The 15,087-nt window shown below is 56.4% G+C and carries 14 protein-coding genes; 10 read left to right on the top strand and 4 right to left on the bottom strand.

What is annotated here, in order from left to right; all coding sequences use genetic code 11:
* From rnr to H7R56_RS22210, 8 genes are all read left to right on the top strand, one after another.
* Complete coding sequence (gene rnr / locus H7R56_RS22245) at nucleotides 1-2,472, top strand: ribonuclease R (protein WP_106927459.1); 2,472 nt, start codon at nucleotides 1-3, stop codon at nucleotides 2,470-2,472.
* Between the two features lie 214 nt (nucleotides 2,473-2,686).
* Nucleotides 2,687-3,691, top strand: a complete 1,005-nt coding sequence (locus H7R56_RS22240; protein WP_106927461.1) for a D-cysteate sulfo-lyase — start codon at nucleotides 2,687-2,689, stop codon at nucleotides 3,689-3,691.
* Nucleotides 3,684-4,394 (top strand): cysteate racemase, encoded by a 711-nt coding sequence (locus tag H7R56_RS22235; protein ID WP_106927463.1) that lies wholly within the window; start codon nucleotides 3,684-3,686, stop codon nucleotides 4,392-4,394. Before H7R56_RS22240 ends, H7R56_RS22235 begins: the two co-directional genes overlap by 8 nt.
* A 63-nt stretch (nucleotides 4,395-4,457) precedes the next feature.
* A complete protein-coding gene (locus tag H7R56_RS22230) occupies nucleotides 4,458-5,465 on the top strand; it encodes a taurine ABC transporter substrate-binding protein (RefSeq protein ID WP_106927465.1) in 1,008 nt (335 codons plus the stop codon).
* Nucleotides 5,462-6,232, top strand: coding sequence for an ABC transporter permease (locus tag H7R56_RS22225; protein ID WP_106927467.1), 771 nt, complete (start codon nucleotides 5,462-5,464; stop codon nucleotides 6,230-6,232). Before H7R56_RS22230 ends, H7R56_RS22225 begins: the two co-directional genes overlap by 4 nt.
* Nucleotides 6,232-7,008 carry an ABC transporter ATP-binding protein gene (locus tag H7R56_RS22220; protein ID WP_106927469.1) on the top strand — a complete coding sequence of 259 codons (777 nt, stop codon included), beginning with the start codon at nucleotides 6,232-6,234 and terminating at the stop codon, nucleotides 7,006-7,008. Before H7R56_RS22225 ends, H7R56_RS22220 begins: the two co-directional genes overlap by 1 nt.
* Nucleotides 7,009-7,127: 119 nt before the next feature.
* Nucleotides 7,128-7,859 carry a 23S rRNA (guanosine(2251)-2'-O)-methyltransferase RlmB gene (rlmB, locus tag H7R56_RS22215; protein WP_106927471.1) on the top strand — a complete coding sequence of 244 codons (732 nt, stop codon included), beginning with the start codon at nucleotides 7,128-7,130 and terminating at the stop codon, nucleotides 7,857-7,859.
* A gap of 185 nt (nucleotides 7,860-8,044) precedes the next feature.
* Nucleotides 8,045-9,667, top strand: a complete 1,623-nt coding sequence (locus H7R56_RS22210; RefSeq protein WP_106927473.1) for an isovaleryl-CoA dehydrogenase — start codon at nucleotides 8,045-8,047, stop codon at nucleotides 9,665-9,667.
* Between the two features lie 59 nt (nucleotides 9,668-9,726).
* On the opposite strand, the gene yjfN is transcribed toward H7R56_RS22210, so the two are convergent.
* Together yjfN and bsmA are read right to left on the bottom strand one after the other, a co-directional pair.
* The gene (gene yjfN, locus H7R56_RS22205) at nucleotides 9,727-10,002 is read right to left on the bottom strand and encodes a DUF1471 family protease activator YjfN (RefSeq protein ID WP_219906268.1); all 276 of its coding nucleotides are present in this window, start codon (nucleotides 10,000-10,002) and stop codon (nucleotides 9,727-9,729) included.
* A gap of 128 nt (nucleotides 10,003-10,130) precedes the next feature.
* A complete protein-coding gene (gene bsmA, locus H7R56_RS22200; protein ID WP_219906269.1) occupies nucleotides 10,131-10,439 on the bottom strand; it encodes a biofilm peroxide resistance protein BsmA in 309 nt (102 codons plus the stop codon).
* Between the two features lie 205 nt (nucleotides 10,440-10,644).
* Between bsmA and yjfP the strand changes: the two genes are divergently transcribed.
* On the top strand, nucleotides 10,645-11,373 hold the full coding sequence (gene yjfP, locus H7R56_RS22195; RefSeq protein ID WP_106927479.1) for an esterase: 729 nt from the start codon (nucleotides 10,645-10,647) through the stop codon (nucleotides 11,371-11,373).
* Here yjfP and ulaR read toward each other — a convergent pair.
* Nucleotides 11,370-12,125 (bottom strand): HTH-type transcriptional regulator UlaR, encoded by a 756-nt coding sequence (ulaR, locus tag H7R56_RS22190; protein WP_106927481.1) that lies wholly within the window; start codon nucleotides 12,123-12,125, stop codon nucleotides 11,370-11,372. The genes yjfP and ulaR overlap by 4 nt on opposite strands.
* A gap of 130 nt (nucleotides 12,126-12,255) precedes the next feature.
* Nucleotides 12,256-13,320: an L-ascorbate 6-phosphate lactonase gene (ulaG, locus tag H7R56_RS22185; protein ID WP_106927483.1), complete on the bottom strand. Its 1,065-nt coding sequence runs from the start codon at nucleotides 13,318-13,320 to the stop codon at nucleotides 12,256-12,258.
* Between the two features lie 361 nt (nucleotides 13,321-13,681).
* On the opposite strand from ulaG, the gene ulaA reads away from it, so the two are divergent.
* Nucleotides 13,682-15,079: a PTS ascorbate transporter subunit IIC gene (gene ulaA, locus H7R56_RS22180; RefSeq protein ID WP_181358010.1), complete on the top strand. Its 1,398-nt coding sequence runs from the start codon at nucleotides 13,682-13,684 to the stop codon at nucleotides 15,077-15,079.
* Nucleotides 15,080-15,087: the final 8 nt, after the last annotated feature.

Below are 15,087 nucleotides of genomic sequence, written 5' to 3'. Positions count from 1 at the left end.
ATGTCACAAGATCCTTTCCAGGAACGCGAAGCAGAAAAATACGCTAATCCTATCCCTAGCCGGGAATTTATCCTCGAACACTTAACAAAACGCGAAAAGCCGGCTAATCGTGAAGAACTGGCCGTCGAGCTGAACATTGAAGGCGAAGAGCAAATCGAAGCGCTTCGCCGCCGCCTGCGCGCGATGGAGCGCGACGGGCAACTGGTCTTCACTCGCCGCCAGTGCTACGCGCTGCCGGAGCGTCTGGACCTGCTGAAAGGCATGGTTATCGGGCACCGAGATGGTTACGGCTTCCTGCGCGTTGAAGGGCGTAAGGACGATCTGTACCTGTCGAGCGAGCAGATGAAAATGTGCATGCACGGCGATGAAGTGCTGGCGCAGCCGCTGGGCGCAGACCGTAAAGGTCGCCGTGAAGCGCGCATCGTGCGCGTGCTGGTGCCGCGTAACGCGCAAATTGTCGGCCGCTACTTTATGGACGCGGGCGTGGGCTTTGTGGTCCCGGACGACAGCCGTCTGAGTTTTGATATCCTCATCCCGCCTGAATCGCTGATGGGCGCGCGCATGGGCTTTGTGGTGGTGGTTGAACTGACCCAGCGCCCAACCCGCCGCACCAAAGCGATCGGTAAAATCGTCGAAGTTCTCGGCGATAACATGGGCACCGGCGTGGCCGTTGAAATGGCGCTGCGCACCCATGAAATTCCTCATGTCTGGCCGCCAGCGGTAGAAGCACAGGTTGCCGGATTGAAAGAGCAGGTGCCGGAAGAGGCGAAAATCGGCCGCATTGACCTGCGTGATTTACCGCTGGTCACCATCGACGGCGAAGACGCCCGCGACTTTGATGATGCGGTCTACTGCGAGAAAAAACGCGGCGGCGGCTGGCGCCTGTGGGTGGCCATTGCCGACGTCAGCTACTACGTTCGTCCGCCGACGCCGCTGGATAACGAAGCCCGTAGCCGCGGGACGTCGGTATACTTCCCAACGCAGGTAGTCCCGATGCTGCCGGAAGTGCTCTCTAACGGCCTGTGCTCGCTGAACCCGCAGGTTGATCGTCTGTGTATGGTCTGTGAAATGACCGTCTCAACCAAAGGGCGTTTAACCGGCTTTAAATTCTATGAAGCGGTTATGAGCTCGCATGCGCGTCTGACCTACACCAAAGTCTGGCACATGCTACAGGGCGACCAGGAGCTGCGTGAACAGTACGCACCGCTGGTCAAACCTATCGAAGAGCTGCACAACCTTTACAAAGTCCTGGATCAGGCGCGCGCCGAGCGCGGCGGGATCTCGTTTGAAAGCGAAGAAGCGAAATTTATCTTCAACGCCGATCGCCGGATTGAACGTATTGAACAGACCCAGCGTAACGATGCGCACAAGCTGATTGAAGAGTGCATGATTCTGGCCAATATCTCGGCGGCCCGTTTCGTTGAGAAAGCCAAAGAGCCGGCGCTGTTCCGTATTCACGATAAGCCAACCACCGAAGCGATCACCGCTTTCCGTTCCGTTCTGTCTGAACTGGGGCTGGAACTGCCGGGCGGCAATAAGCCGGAGCCGCGCGATTACGCCGAGCTGCTGGAATCCGTTGCCGATAGGCCGGACGCGGAAATGCTGCAAACCATGCTGCTGCGTTCGATGAAGCAGGCTATCTACGATCCGGAAAACCGCGGTCACTTTGGTCTGGCGCTGCAGTCCTATGCGCACTTCACCTCGCCGATTCGCCGCTATCCTGACCTGTCGCTGCACCGCGCCATCAAGTATCTGCTGGCGAAAGAGCAGGGGCACAAGGGTAACAGCACGGAAACCGGCGGCTACCATTATTCCATGGAAGAGATGCTGCAGCTGGGCCAGCACTGTTCAATGACCGAACGCCGCGCCGATGAAGCGACGCGTGACGTTTCCGACTGGCTGAAATGCGACTTTATGCAGGATCAGGTGGGTAACGTTTTTAAAGGCGTGATTGCCAGCGTGACCGGTTTTGGCTTCTTCGTGCGTCTGGACGAACTGTTTATTGACGGCCTGGTGCACGTTTCCTCGCTGGATAACGACTACTACCGCTTTGACCAGGTTGGCCAGCGTCTGATTGGCGAATCCGGTGGCCAGACTTATCGCCTGGGCGACCGCGTAGAAGTCCGCGTGGAAGCGGTGAATATGGACGAGCGTAAGATCGACTTCTCGCTGATCTCCAGCGAGCGCGGCCCGCGCAACGTCGGTAAAACCGAGCGCGAAAAATCGAAGAAAGAAGCGAACGGCAAACCGGGCGGCGGCAAACGTCGTCAGGTTGGCAAGCGCGTAAACTTCGAGCCAGACAGCGCCTTCCGCGGCGAGAAGAAAGGTAAGGCGAAGGCCAAACCGGCTTCTGGCGAGAAGGGCGGTGAGAAAGGCGGTGCGAAGAAGGCCAAAAAGCCTTCCGCTAAAACGCAGAAAATCGCCGCCGCAACCAAAGCGAAGCGGGCCGCGAAGAAAAACGCCGACAAGTAATACACTGCGAATAACCCCTTCCAACTGGAAGGGGTTATTCTTTTTTGACGTAAGACATTCCGTAACCGCATAGATATTCTCGTTTTATCCCCTTGTTCCCTGCTTAGTTATTTTTGTGAAATCCTTATTTTTTCTATTTGATTAGCCATATTCCGCAGATGTGTATAGTGAATCCCACGATTCAGATTGCCCTCTTATTGAGCAAGGAGCATATATGCATTTGGCCCGCTTTCCGAGAGTTTCTCTTGGTCATTTCCCGACGCCGCTGGAGCCATTAAATAATTTAAGCAAGCTGCTGGGCGGCCCCCAAATATGGATCAAACGTGATGACGCAACGGGGCTGGCGAGTGGAGGAAATAAAACCCGTAAGCTGGAGTTTTTACTGGCGGATGCGCTAGAGAAAAATGCCGATGTGATCATCACCCAGGGGGCGACGCAGTCAAACCACGTGCGTCAGACGATAGCCGGCGCGGCGCGTCTGGGGCTGAAAGCCAAAGCGCTGCTGGAAAAGCGCGTTTCTGATTTTGGCGATGATTATCAGCATAATGGCAACGTCCTGCTCGATACGCTGCTCGGTGGCGAAATTGTTGCCCATCTGCCCGGCGGCACCGACATGCAGCAGGCGATGGAAACCTATGCCGATACGCTTCGTGAACAGGGGCATCGTCCCTATGTGATTCCTGGCGGCGGCTCTAACCCGATTGGTGCGTTAGGTTACGTTGCCTGCGCCGAAGAGCTGCTGTATCAGTCTTCGCAACACCGTCTGCGTATTGACCACGTTGTACATGCGACCGGCAGCACCGGCACACAGGCGGGTCTGGTCGCGGGCTTTACCGCAACCAACAGCCGGGTTCCCGTGCTGGGCATTAGCGTCCGGGCGCCGAAGGTTAAGCAGGAAGATAACGTCTGGAACCTGGCATCAAAAACGCTGGCGCTGCTGGGCGTCTCCGGCGAGCTGCCGCGAGATGCGGTCGTGGCGAACAGCGACTATGTCGGTGATGGCTACGGCCTGCCGACGGCCGGTACGCTGGAGGCGTTGACGCTACTGGCGCGCCACGAAGGCATTCTTCTTGACCCGGTTTATTCCGCAAAAGGCATGGCGGGGCTGATTGACCTTATTCGTCAGGGACATTTCCGCAAGGATGAAAACGTCGTGTTTATTCACACCGGTGGTTCGGCGGGGCTGTTTGGCTATCGCCAGGTGCTGGAACATGTCTGAGACGTTTCTGCTGGGCATACTCGGTGGTATGGGGCCGCTTGCGACGCTCGATTTTCAGCGCCGCTTGCTGGAGGCGACTCCGGCACAGAGCGATCAACAGCAGCTGCCGTCAGTGGTGTGGAACGTGCCACAAATTGCCGACCGGCAGAAGGCGCTGGCGGGGATGGGGCCATCGCCTTTACCGCAGCTGATTTACGGTATTAAAAAACTCAACGAAGCGGGGGCGAGCCATATTGCTATTCCCTGCAATACCGCTCACCACTGGTATGACGCGCTTGCGGAGGCCAGCGATGCGCCCATTGTGCATATCGTGGATGCGACGCTGGATGCACTGGCTAAGCAGGTGACTCGCCCGCAGCGGGTAGGGATTATCGCTACGGAAGGGACGCTTAACGCAGGCTGGTATCAGCAAAAGCTGGCCGCTCATGATATTGAATCGCTGCTACCGACGGCGGATGAGCTGCGGGAATGGTTTGTCCCCGGCTGCTACGCCGTCAAGCGCGGTGCGCTGCGTGAAGGTGGCAAGCTGCTGGGGCATCAGGCAAGCGCGCTGTTTGCGCGCGGCGCGCAGAAGCTGGTGCTGGCGTGTACCGAAGTGCCGGTAGCGCTGGAGGCTGTGCGCGCACCGTTTCTTCATTTGACCTACGACCCGTCGCAAGCGCTGGCGGAGCGATGTTCGTCTTTATGGCAGGCCTATCAATAAGATTTTCGTAACTGACTTTCCGACCCGGCATCGGGTTAATAAATTCTTAAAAGGATAAATAAAATGAAAAAAGCACTCAGCTTATTAATCGCTGCGGGTGGGTTATGGGCCAATTTCAGCTTTGCGGATAATCCGGCGGAAGTCCGCGTTGCCTATAGCGGTGGTTCCCAGGTATTAATGCTGGCAAAAGCCGACGGCTCTTTAGATAAAGCGTTAAACAGCAAAGTGAAATGGGTGCAATTTGCCTCAGGCGCCGATGCATTAAATTATTTCGCCAGTAATGCTATTGATATTGCTAATTTTGGTTCGAGCCCGGCAACCGCCGGTATCGTACGTAAATTGCCGGGGGAGATTATTGGCGTGTCCGGCGTGATTGCCAGCTATGAACGGCTGATTGGTAAAGAAGGCATCACGAGTATCAAGGATATTGAAGGTAAACGCGTGGCTTATCCGCCAAATTCCACGGCGCAATATGCGCTGGAAGCCGCTATCAGCGTGAACAAATTAGACCGCAGCAAAATTACGCTACTGCCGCTGCGCCCGGCGGAAATGGTCGCGGCATGGAAACGCGGTGATATTGATGCGGGCTACGTCTGGGCGCCGTTTGCTCAGGAGCTGGAAACGTCCGGCGGCCATCAGGTGTTTGCCACCAAAGACCTGCAGAAAGATGGCTATCTGATTTACAACAACTACGTCGTGCGCAAAGCCTTTGCCGAACAGTATCCGCAGGCGGTAAGCGCGTTCCTGCGAGTGCATCAGCAGAAGGTTGATGAATTCAAAAAAGATCCGGAGCGCGCGGCGGCTATTGTGGCAAAAGAGGTGGGGGCACCGGTAACCACCGCAGCGAACACGCTGGGCGGCCTGGAATACCCGACGCTGGTGCAGCAGGGCACCGCCGACTGGCTGGGTAATGGTACTCAAACCACCAACAGCGGCATCGGTAAAGCGTTGACCAAAACATCACACTTCCTCGCGGGTATTGGTGAACTGCGCCAGCGCGATATTCCGGCAAACTGGGATAGCGCCATTAACTCCCGCTACATTCGCGATGCAGCGGTGGCGGCGCAATGAGATTAAGTCAGCACATCGCCATCAGCGTGCTATCGGTGGCGGTCTTTTTTACCCTTTGGCAGGTGGCGGCCATGCGGCAGTGGGTTGACCCACTGCTGTTGCCTTCGCTCACTGATATTGGGTTGACCACGGAAGAGCTACTGGCGGATGGCTACCGCCAGGTGCCGCTGTGGGAGCATGTCGCCGTGAGTTTAGCGCGCGCGCTGAGCGCTTTTGCGGCAGCTATTATTATTGGTATTCCGCTCGGGCTGCTGATGGGGCTGTCAGAAGGGCTCTCGGCCGTACTGAATCCGTTCGTTCAGTTCCTGCGCCCGCTGCCGAAGATAGCCCTTATCCCGCTGGCGGTCGTCTGGCTGGGGATCGGTGAGTCGTCGAAATTTTTCCTGATTTTTATCTCCACGTTTTTGAGCGTCGTCGTGGGCGCTGCGGCCGCGGTAGAGAGAATCGGGCGTGCGCGCATTCGCGTGGCCCAAACGCTGGGCGCATCTCGTCAGCAAATTTTCCTGCGCGTGGTGATGCCGGACGCGTTACCGGACCTCTTTACCACCGTCAGGCTCTCTATTGGTATCGGCTGGACATCGCTTATCGCGGCTGAAATGGTGGCCGCCAGCTCCGGTCTGGGCTGGATGGTGATCAACGCCAGCGCCTATCTGCGAACCGATATTGTGATGCTGGGCATTCTGCTGCTGGGCGGCATTGGTTATCTCCTGGATCTGCTGCTTCTCGGGCTGCAGCGTCTCTTTGTACCCTGGGCGGGGAAAGAATAATGAGCGCGATTACGCTGGAAAACGTTTCACTGACCTTTGCGGCAAAGCCGCAGCCGTTTACGGTGCTGGAAGATATTAATCTTTCCCTCAATCAGGGGGAGTTTGTGGTGCTGCTGGGGCCATCTGGCTGCGGAAAATCGACCATTCTCAACCTGGTCGCGGGATTTAATAAACCGGATCGCGGGCGCGTGGCGGCCGGCGGGAAAACGGTGCGCCAGCCCGGCCCCGATCGCGGGATGATTTTCCAGCAGCCGAATCTGTTTCCGTGGCTATCGGTGCTGGAGAACGTCACCTTTGGTCCACGACTGGGTAAACACCTCAAAGAGGAAACCAACGCCGAGGCGCAAACGTGGCTTGAACGGGTAGGCTTAAAAGGCTTTGAGCATCACGCGCCCTGGCAGCTTTCCGGAGGCATGAAGCAGCGCGTTGCCCTGGCGCGAGCCTGGCTACCGGGCCCGGAAGTGCTTCTGCTGGATGAGCCTTTTGGCGCGCTGGACGCGCAGACGCGTTTGATGATGCAGGAGCTGCTGCGCGAAGCCTGGCTCTCTACCGGCACTACGTTGCTCTTTGTGACGCACGACGTGGAAGAGGCGCTGTTCCTGGCCGATCGCATTCTTATCATGTCGGCAAAACCGGGCAGGATCGTCGAAGAGATCGTGCTGCCATTTGGGCGTGAACGCGACATTGAAACGCTGGCGGAACACCCGCAGTACAGCGATATTAAACATCGGGTTCTGCATCGGGTGAGGCAGGAGGCGAAGCGTCATTTGGGTTAATTGCCCGTGGGGGGCGGACAAAAGTCGATTTGAACGCTTTGTCGGTTATAATAGGCGCAAGTGACCTCGATTCACGGCCTAATTAACCCGGCGCACACCGCCACAAACGAGTATGTTCAATGAGTGAAATGATTTACGGCATCCACGCAGTGCAGGCACTGCTGGAGCGCGCGCCTGAACGTTTTCAGGAAGTGTTTATTCTGAAAGGCCGCGACGATAAGCGTCTGATGCCGCTGATCCATGCGCTGGAAGCGCAGGGCGTGGTGATCCAACTGGCGAACCGTCAGTACCTCGATGAGAAAAGCGAAGGTGCCGTGCACCAGGGGATCATTGCGCGCGTTAAGCCGGGGCGTCAGTATCAGGAAAACGATCTGCCGGATCTGCTTGCTTCGCTCGACAACCCGTTCCTGCTGATTCTTGATGGCGTGACCGACCCGCATAACCTGGGCGCCTGCCTGCGTAGCGCCGATGCGGCGGGCGTGCACGCGGTTATCGTGCCGAAAGATCGCTCTGCCCAACTTAACGCTACGGCGAAAAAAGTCGCCTGCGGCGCGGCGGAAAGCGTACCGCTGATCCGCGTGACCAACCTGGCGCGCACCATGCGTATGCTGCAGGAAGAGAACGTCTGGATTGTCGGTACTGCCGGTGAAGCTACGCATACCCTGTACCAAAGTAAAATGACCGGCTCCATGGCGCTGGTGATGGGGGCGGAAGGTGAAGGCATGCGTCGTCTGACTCGCGAACACTGCGATGAGCTGATCAGCATTCCGATGGCGGGCACCGTGTCGTCGCTGAACGTCTCCGTAGCAACCGGCATCTGCCTGTTTGAAGCGGTACGTCAGCGCAGCTAACCGCCTGATGGCGCTACGCTTATCAGGCCTACAAATCCTGTAGCCCGGCCAAGCGAAGCGCCGCCGGGTTCTGCGTCAAACCACGCTCTGTATGACCTAAGCCACCCTTTCGGGTGGCTTTTTTATTGTGCATCTCCCCCGACCGTCCATACTTAAAAGGTTGCCCATTGACGGAGGGAGACACAATGAACTGGCAAACACATACCGTTTTTAATCAACCTATTCCCTTAAATAACAGTAACCTGTTTTTATCTGACGTTGCGCTACGTGATGCGGTGACCCGCTATGATGCTGGTTGGGACAGCGAGCTGCTGGCGAGCATCGGCCAACAGCTTGGCACCGCCGAATCGCTGGAGCTCGGCAGGCTCGCCAACGCTCATCCCCCTGAACTCTTACGCTATGATCCGCAGGGCCAGCGGCTGGACGATGTGCGCTTTCATCCCGCCTGGCATCTGCTGATGCAGGGGCTGTGTGCGAACCGCGTGCATAACCTTCCCTGGGACGTGGAGGCACGCAGCGGCGCATTTGTGGCGCGCGCCGCACGCTTTATGCTCCATGCGCAGGTGGAATCCGGGTCACTGTGCCCGATTACGATGACCTTTGCCGCGACGCCGCTGTTGCTCCAGGCGCTGCCGACGGCGTTTGCCGAATGGCGAACGGCATTATTGAGCGATCGCTACGATCCGCATCAGCAGCCAGGCGTGCAGAAACGCGGGCTGTTGATTGGCATGGGCATGACCGAAAAGCAGGGCGGTTCCGATGTGTTGAGCAACAGTACGCGCGCGGAGCGTCTTGCCGAGGGAAACTACCAGCTTACCGGACATAAGTGGTTTTTCTCGGTACCGCAAAGCGATGCTCATCTGGTGCTGGCACAGGCTCGCGGTGGGCTGACCTGCTTCTTCGTCCCGCGCTTTCTGCCCGATGGCTCGCGCAACGCCATTCGTCTTGAGCGTTTAAAAGATAAGCTCGGCAATCGCGCGAACGCCAGCAGCGAAGCGGAGTTTCAGCAGGCGCTGGGCTGGGCGGTTGGTGAAGAGGGCGACGGTATTCGCCAGATCCTGAAAATGGGCGGTCTGACGCGTTTTGACTGTGCGTTGGGCAGCCATAGTCTGATGCGCCGCGCGTTTTCGGTGGCGCTATATCACGCTTTCCAGCGTCAGGCGTTTGGCCATAACCTGGTTGACCTGCCGCTCATGCGTCAGGTGCTGGGCCGAATGGCCCTTCAGCTGGAAGGGCAGACGGCGTTTATGTTCCGCCTCGCCAGCGCCTGGGGCCAGCCGAACGTGCCGCAGGAGGCGCTGTGGGCGCGGCTGTTTACGCCTGCCGCGAAGTTCGCCATTTGTAAGGCGGGGATTCCGTTTGTCGCTGAGGCCATGGAGGTGCTCGGGGGTGTAGGTTACTGTGAAGAGAGCGAGCTGCCGCGGCTGTACCGTGAGATGCCGGTGAACAGTATCTGGGAAGGCTCCGGTAATATTATGTGCCTCGATGTGCTGCGCGTACTGATGAAGCGGCCGGATGCCGTCGCGCTGCTGGCCGCCGAGTGTGCGGACGTGAAAGGCCAGGACCGTCATTTCGACCGCCACTGGCGTCAGCTTCAGCAGCGGCTACGTCGGCCTGGTGAAGCGCAGGGCCGGGAAATCACCGGTCAGCTTTATCTGCTGGGCGTGGGGGCACAAATGCTGCGCTATGCGTCTCCACCGATGGCTCAGGCCTGGTGTCGAATGATGCTCGATCCGCGCGGCGGGGTGTTGCTGCATGAACAGGTGATAAGCGAAGTATTACATCGGGCAACGGGCGGGGGAAGGTAAACCATTGGGGGAGTGGAAGAGGCGTGACACAATAACGCATCTTCCACTATAGGCTGGTCTCAGGCATAGATAATCGCCTGTGCACGCCAGTTATCCGGCTGGGGTTCTTCGTACATCTGAACAATGCGATACCAGGATGCGCCCTGTTCATCCGCTTTGCGGGCGATCACCTGTTCGACGTCTTCCAGGCTTCCGGTCACGTTGTTCACCGAAATCAGCCCGATCTCATTGAGCCCGGTGACACAATCTGCGCTGGCGAATTCTGCTGATTGCGCCGCAGCAGCGTGCGAAACGCCCGGCAAAAGCAGGGTAGATAAGGTAAGTGATTGTTTCATCGTCAGCTCCATTTCACATAACCCAGTAGGGCAGTCCATAGCAGACGCATATCCTGTTTTTCGATAGCGGCGTCATTGTGCATCAGGGAAACGTGAAACGGTGCAAACCAATGTAAAACTGCTCAAGGTTACTTACGGTAGAGGATGGCCTGGGAGTACCACTGCCCCGGCACGACGGTATCGTCTATCATCACGATCACGTAGTAATCCGCTTTCTGCGCGGCGACTTTCGCCTTAATCGTCTCTTCAACGTCCATCGGCGAGCCGTAGACCAGTGCGCTAACCGTGCCCATGCGCTGCAAACCTTCCGTCTGGTTGCGGCGAATTTCCTGCGGGTGGTCGGTGACCGGAGGCGGCGCTTCAGGCGAGCCTTCCAGCAAACTACAACCGCTCAGCAAGAGCGCCAGCAACAGTGGGATTAACCGTTTTATCGCCATTTCCCGTTTCCTGATAGCCATAGTGTAGTGGGGAAAAATTTCCCTTTTGGGTTAATGTTCCTGATTTGTTAACCATAGCGCTATTTTCGAATGAAAATATCACGAAACCGTAACCGGGTTCTCAATGTTATCAATCAGGGGTATTGTCGTCATATTAGTGCATCAATTTTCGTATCATATCTCATCATCGTTAAAGGAAGCCCCCATGATTGAACTGGAAACGCGCACCCTGGCCGGGCAACAAATTCTGCATGCTTACCCTAAGGGATGTGCAGAAAAAGCGTTGCCTACCATCGTGTTTTATCACGGTTTTACGTCCTCTAACGTGGTGTATAGCTATTTTGCCGTCGCCCTGGCACAGGCGGGTTTTCGGGTGGTCATGCCCAACGCGGCCGAGCACGGCGAGCGTTTTAACGGCGATAGCGCGGGGCGTTTGCAGCGTTTCTGGCAGATTTTGCTGCAGAATTTTAACGAATTCTCCCCGCTGCGTGATGCGCTGCTGGCCAGCGGACTGGTCAGCGAGGGGCGTCTGGCGGTCGCCGGGGCGTCAATGGGCGGTATGACCGCATTGGGGCTGATGGCGCAGCATCCCGAGTTAAAATGCGTGGCCAGCCTGATGGGCTCGGGCTATTTTACGTCGTTGGCAACCACGCTCTTCCCCGCGCCGGAGGCACAGCAGGCACGCCTGCAGCCGCTGCTGGCGAAATGGGAGGTGGGTCACCAGCTGGCGGCTCTTGCCGACCGTCCGCTGCTGCTGTGGCACGGCGAAGAGGATGATGTGGTTCCCGCCGGGGAAACCTTCCGCCTTCAACAGGCGCTGCGTGAGGCCGGGCTGGATGCGCGATTAACCTGCCTTTGGCAGGCCGGCGTGCGGCATCGTATTACCCCCGAGGCGCTGGACGGTACAGTGGCGTTTTTCCGCGAGCGGCTTTAAACGCGAATCACCTGAACGCCCTGATCCTCAAGCTTTTTGAGGATCAGGGCGTCAGCCTGCTTACCGGTAATCAGCAGATCGATCTCCTCGGCGCGGCTGAACAGCATGCCCGCGCGCTCGCCAACCTTACTGCTGTCAACCAGTACCGCCAGCTTGCCGACCACGTTCAACATTTTCTGCTCTGCCATCGCCGTCAGCATATCGGTTTTATAAAGCCCTTCTGCCGTCAGCCCCTTGCCGCTGGTGAACATCCAGTGCCCGGCATAGAGGCTGTTCTCGCTGCCCTGCGGGCTGAGCGTAATGGCGTGGCTGCGATTATATTGCCCGCCCATAATAATGACGCTGTCGTGCTCTTTGTCGATGAGGTAATTCGCCAGCGGCAGATAGTTAGTAATGATCTGTACCGGTTTGCCGCAGATCTCCTGGCCGACCAGAAAGGCGGTCGATCCGCAGTTGATCACCACGCTTTCGCCCGGCATAACCAGCTGAGCAGCCGCTTTGGCAATACGTACCTTCTCGTCGTGATTCTGCGCCTGGTGAATGTTCATCGGCGACCAACGCGGTGCCTGCTGGCTGATGGCTTCGGCGCCGTTGCGCACTTTCTTCAGCTTGCCGCTTTCATCCAGCTTATTGATGTCCCTGCGTGCCGTCGCGGGTGAGATCCCCAGACGGGAAATCACCTGCTCTACTGTAACAAAGCCCGCTTGTGCCAGCAGTTCCAGTAGAATCTGATGTCTTTGCGCTTCCGTCATGAGCTAATCCGAAAAAAAATGATGAGTAAAGATGATATTTGAAATGTCGCTAAAATACTAAAACTATTGTCTGGGTGGCGGATAACGGCGTCTCACCGTGGCGGGAGACGCCGGGAAGTCACTGCGCTAATTACAGGAACGATTTGAACGGCAGGTCTGGTTCAAGGGTAAAACAGTCGTCAAAGCCGCGCGGGTAGTGGTATTCAAAGTTGTCTTTATCCAGCGGCCAGGTGAATTTGCCGCCAACCTGCCAGATGAAAGGTTTGAACCCGTACTTCAGGCGATCTTTCTTCATTTCCCATAGCACCCGAATTTCCTGCGGGTCGGCCTGGAAGTTTGACCAGATATCGTGGTGGAAGGGGATGACGACTTTGGTGTTCAGCGCTTCACCCATACGCAGAATATCGGCGCTGGTCATTTTATCGGTAATGCCGCGCGGGTTCTCGCCGTAGGAGCCCAGCGCGACGTCAATCTGATGTTCGTTGCCGTGTTTTGCGTAGTAGTTGGAGTAGTGGGAGTCGCCGCTGTGATAAAGCGTACCGCCCGGCGTTTTAAACAGATAGTTCACCGCGCGGGCGTCCATGCCGTCCGGCAGCACGCCTGCGGCTTTTTGATCTGCCGGCAACGTGATCAGCGCGGTGCGGTCAAAGGCGTCAAGCGCATGAATTTCAATGTCTTTCACTTTCACCACGTCGCCCGGTTTGACCACGATGCAGCGCTCTTTTGGCACGCCCCAGCCGATCCACAGGTCAACGCAGGTTTGTGGGCCGATAAACGGCACGTCGCTGGCGCAGTTCTGCATGACGGCGGCGGCAACGTTCACGTCGATATGATCGTTATGGTCATGCGTGGCCAACACGGCATCAATCTGGCGAATAGCAAAAGGATCCAGCACAAAAGGTGTGGTGCGAAGGTTGGGCTGTAATTTTTTGACCCCTGCCATGCGCTGCATCTGGTGGCCCTGTTTCATCAATGGGTTACCATGACTTTGTTTCCCGGTGCCGCACCAGAAATCGACGCAGATATTGGCACCGCCTTCTGATTTCAGCCAGATTCCGGTGCAGCCCAGCCACCACATGGCAAAGGTGCCCGGTGCGACCTGTTCTTGCTCAATTTCTTCATTCAGCCAGCTTCCCCACTCCGGAAACGTGCTCAGGATCCAGGATTCCCGCGAGATGGTCTCTACTTTGCTCATCGTGTTTTCCTCTTGAATATGTCATTTGTGATCATTTGGTGATTTATTGTGATTGATAATCTCACCGTTTTTTCACGATTGCAATGGGGTGTTTTCAGCGGAAGAGACGTTTTACCACCGCCAGCCTGACTATAGAAACTGGCTTTAATCTATGTTTTTTATCTATTTAATTGATTTGAATTGATTATTTTTAACGGTATTCGATGGATCTCTATTCCATTGTAACCGTAGGTTTATTATTGCGGCGTGCATCACACTTAATCAAATTAAATCTTGTTGTGATTATTTTTGATTATTAGAGTGTGTGTCACCCGGCTGAACAGGGCTGTTGGTTCAGCTCCCTCATTTACTGGAGAGCGTTATGGAGATCCTCTACAACATCTTTACCGTCTTTTTTAATCAGGTGATGACCAACGCCCCGCTGCTGCTGGGTATCGTGACCTGCATCGGCTACATCCTGCTGCGTAAAAGCGTGAGCGTGATAATCAAAGGCACCATCAAAACGATCATCGGCTTTATGCTCTTACAGGCGGGGTCCGGCATCCTGACCAGTACGTTCAAACCCGTTGTGGCGAAAATGTCCGAGGTTTACGGGATCAATGGCGCCATTTCTGATACCTACGCTTCAATGATGGCGACTATCGAGCGCATGGGCGACGCCTATAGCTGGGTTGGGTACGCGGTGCTGTTGGCGCTGGCGCTCAATATCTGTTACGTGCTGCTGCGGCGCATCACCGGCATTCGCACCATCATGCTTACCGGCCATATTATGTTCCAGCAGGCCGGTCTGATTGCGGTGTTCTTCTATATCTGTGGTTATTCCATGTGGACCACCATTATTTGCACTTCGGTGCTGGTGTCGCTCTACTGGGGCATTACGTCCAACATGATGTATAAGCCGACGCAGGAAGTGACGGATGGCTGCGGCTTCTCCATTGGTCACCAGCAGCAGTTCGCCTCATGGCTTGCCTATAAAGTCGCGCCATATCTGGGCAAGAAAGAGGAAAGCGTTGAAGATCTCAAGCTGCCTGGCTGGCTGAATATCTTCCATGACAACATCGTCTCCACGGCGATTGTGATGACCCTCTTTTTTGGCGCGATCCTGCTCTCCTTCGGCATTGATGTGGTTCAGGCCATGGCGGGGAAAACCCACTGGACGGTCTATATCCTGCAAACCGGTTTCTCGTTCGCGGTGGCGATCTTCATCATCACTCAGGGCGTGCGCATGTTTGTGGCGGAACTGTCCGAAGCGTTTAACGGTATTTCCCAGCGCCTGATCCCCGGTGCGGTGCTGGCTATCGACTGTGCGGCTATCTATAGCTTCGCGCCGAACGCGGTGGTGTGGGGCTTTATGTGGGGCACTATCGGCCAGCTGATTGCCGTGGCAATTCTGGTGGGCTGCGGCTCCTCTATTCTGATTATTCCCGGTTTTATCCCGATGTTCTTCTCCAACGCCACCATCGGCGTGTTTGCCAACCACTTTGGCGGCTGGCGCGCTGCGCTCAAGATTTGCCTGGTGATGGGGATGATTGAAATCTTCGGCTGCGTCTGGGCGGTGAAGCTGACCGGCATGAGCGCCTGGATGGGCATGGCTGACTGGTCAATTCTGGCGCCGCCGATGATGCAAGGCTTCGCCTCCGTCGGCATCGTGTTTATGGCCGTCATTATTGTGATTGCACTGGCTTATATGGTCTTCGCCGGACGCGCGCTGCGCGCTGAGGAAGATGCTGAAAAACAACTGGCAGACGCCTCTGCTTAATAAGGAGT

It is taken from the genome of Klebsiella sp. WP3-W18-ESBL-02 (assembly GCF_014168815.1).
GTDB lineage: Bacteria > Pseudomonadota > Gammaproteobacteria > Enterobacterales > Enterobacteriaceae > Kluyvera > Kluyvera ascorbata_B.
The sequence above is the reverse complement of the archived record's forward strand: the minus strand, read 5'-3'. Positions and strand labels throughout refer to the sequence as shown.

Coding starts and splice junctions, on each gene's coding strand:
- ulaG (WP_106927483.1), bottom strand. CDS start 13,320: ATGAGCAAAGTAGAGACCATCTCGCGGGAATCCTGGATCCTGAGCACG.
- H7R56_RS22235 (WP_106927463.1), top strand. CDS start 3,684: ATGTCTGAGACGTTTCTGCTGGGCATACTCGGTGGTATGGGGCCGCTT.
- H7R56_RS22220 (WP_106927469.1), top strand. CDS start 6,232: ATGAGCGCGATTACGCTGGAAAACGTTTCACTGACCTTTGCGGCAAAG.
- rlmB (WP_106927471.1), top strand. CDS start 7,128: ATGAGTGAAATGATTTACGGCATCCACGCAGTGCAGGCACTGCTGGAG.
- H7R56_RS22210 (WP_106927473.1), top strand. CDS start 8,045: ATGAACTGGCAAACACATACCGTTTTTAATCAACCTATTCCCTTAAAT.
- ulaA (WP_181358010.1), top strand. CDS start 13,682: ATGGAGATCCTCTACAACATCTTTACCGTCTTTTTTAATCAGGTGATG.
- ulaR (WP_106927481.1), bottom strand. CDS start 12,125: ATGACGGAAGCGCAAAGACATCAGATTCTACTGGAACTGCTGGCACAA.
- yjfN (WP_219906268.1), bottom strand. CDS start 10,002: ATGAAACAATCACTTACCTTATCTACCCTGCTTTTGCCGGGCGTTTCG.
- rnr (WP_106927459.1), top strand. CDS start 1: ATGTCACAAGATCCTTTCCAGGAACGCGAAGCAGAAAAATACGCTAAT.
- H7R56_RS22225 (WP_106927467.1), top strand. CDS start 5,462: ATGAGATTAAGTCAGCACATCGCCATCAGCGTGCTATCGGTGGCGGTC.
- bsmA (WP_219906269.1), bottom strand. CDS start 10,439: ATGGCGATAAAACGGTTAATCCCACTGTTGCTGGCGCTCTTGCTGAGC.
- H7R56_RS22240 (WP_106927461.1), top strand. CDS start 2,687: ATGCATTTGGCCCGCTTTCCGAGAGTTTCTCTTGGTCATTTCCCGACG.
- yjfP (WP_106927479.1), top strand. CDS start 10,645: ATGATTGAACTGGAAACGCGCACCCTGGCCGGGCAACAAATTCTGCAT.
- H7R56_RS22230 (WP_106927465.1), top strand. CDS start 4,458: ATGAAAAAAGCACTCAGCTTATTAATCGCTGCGGGTGGGTTATGGGCC.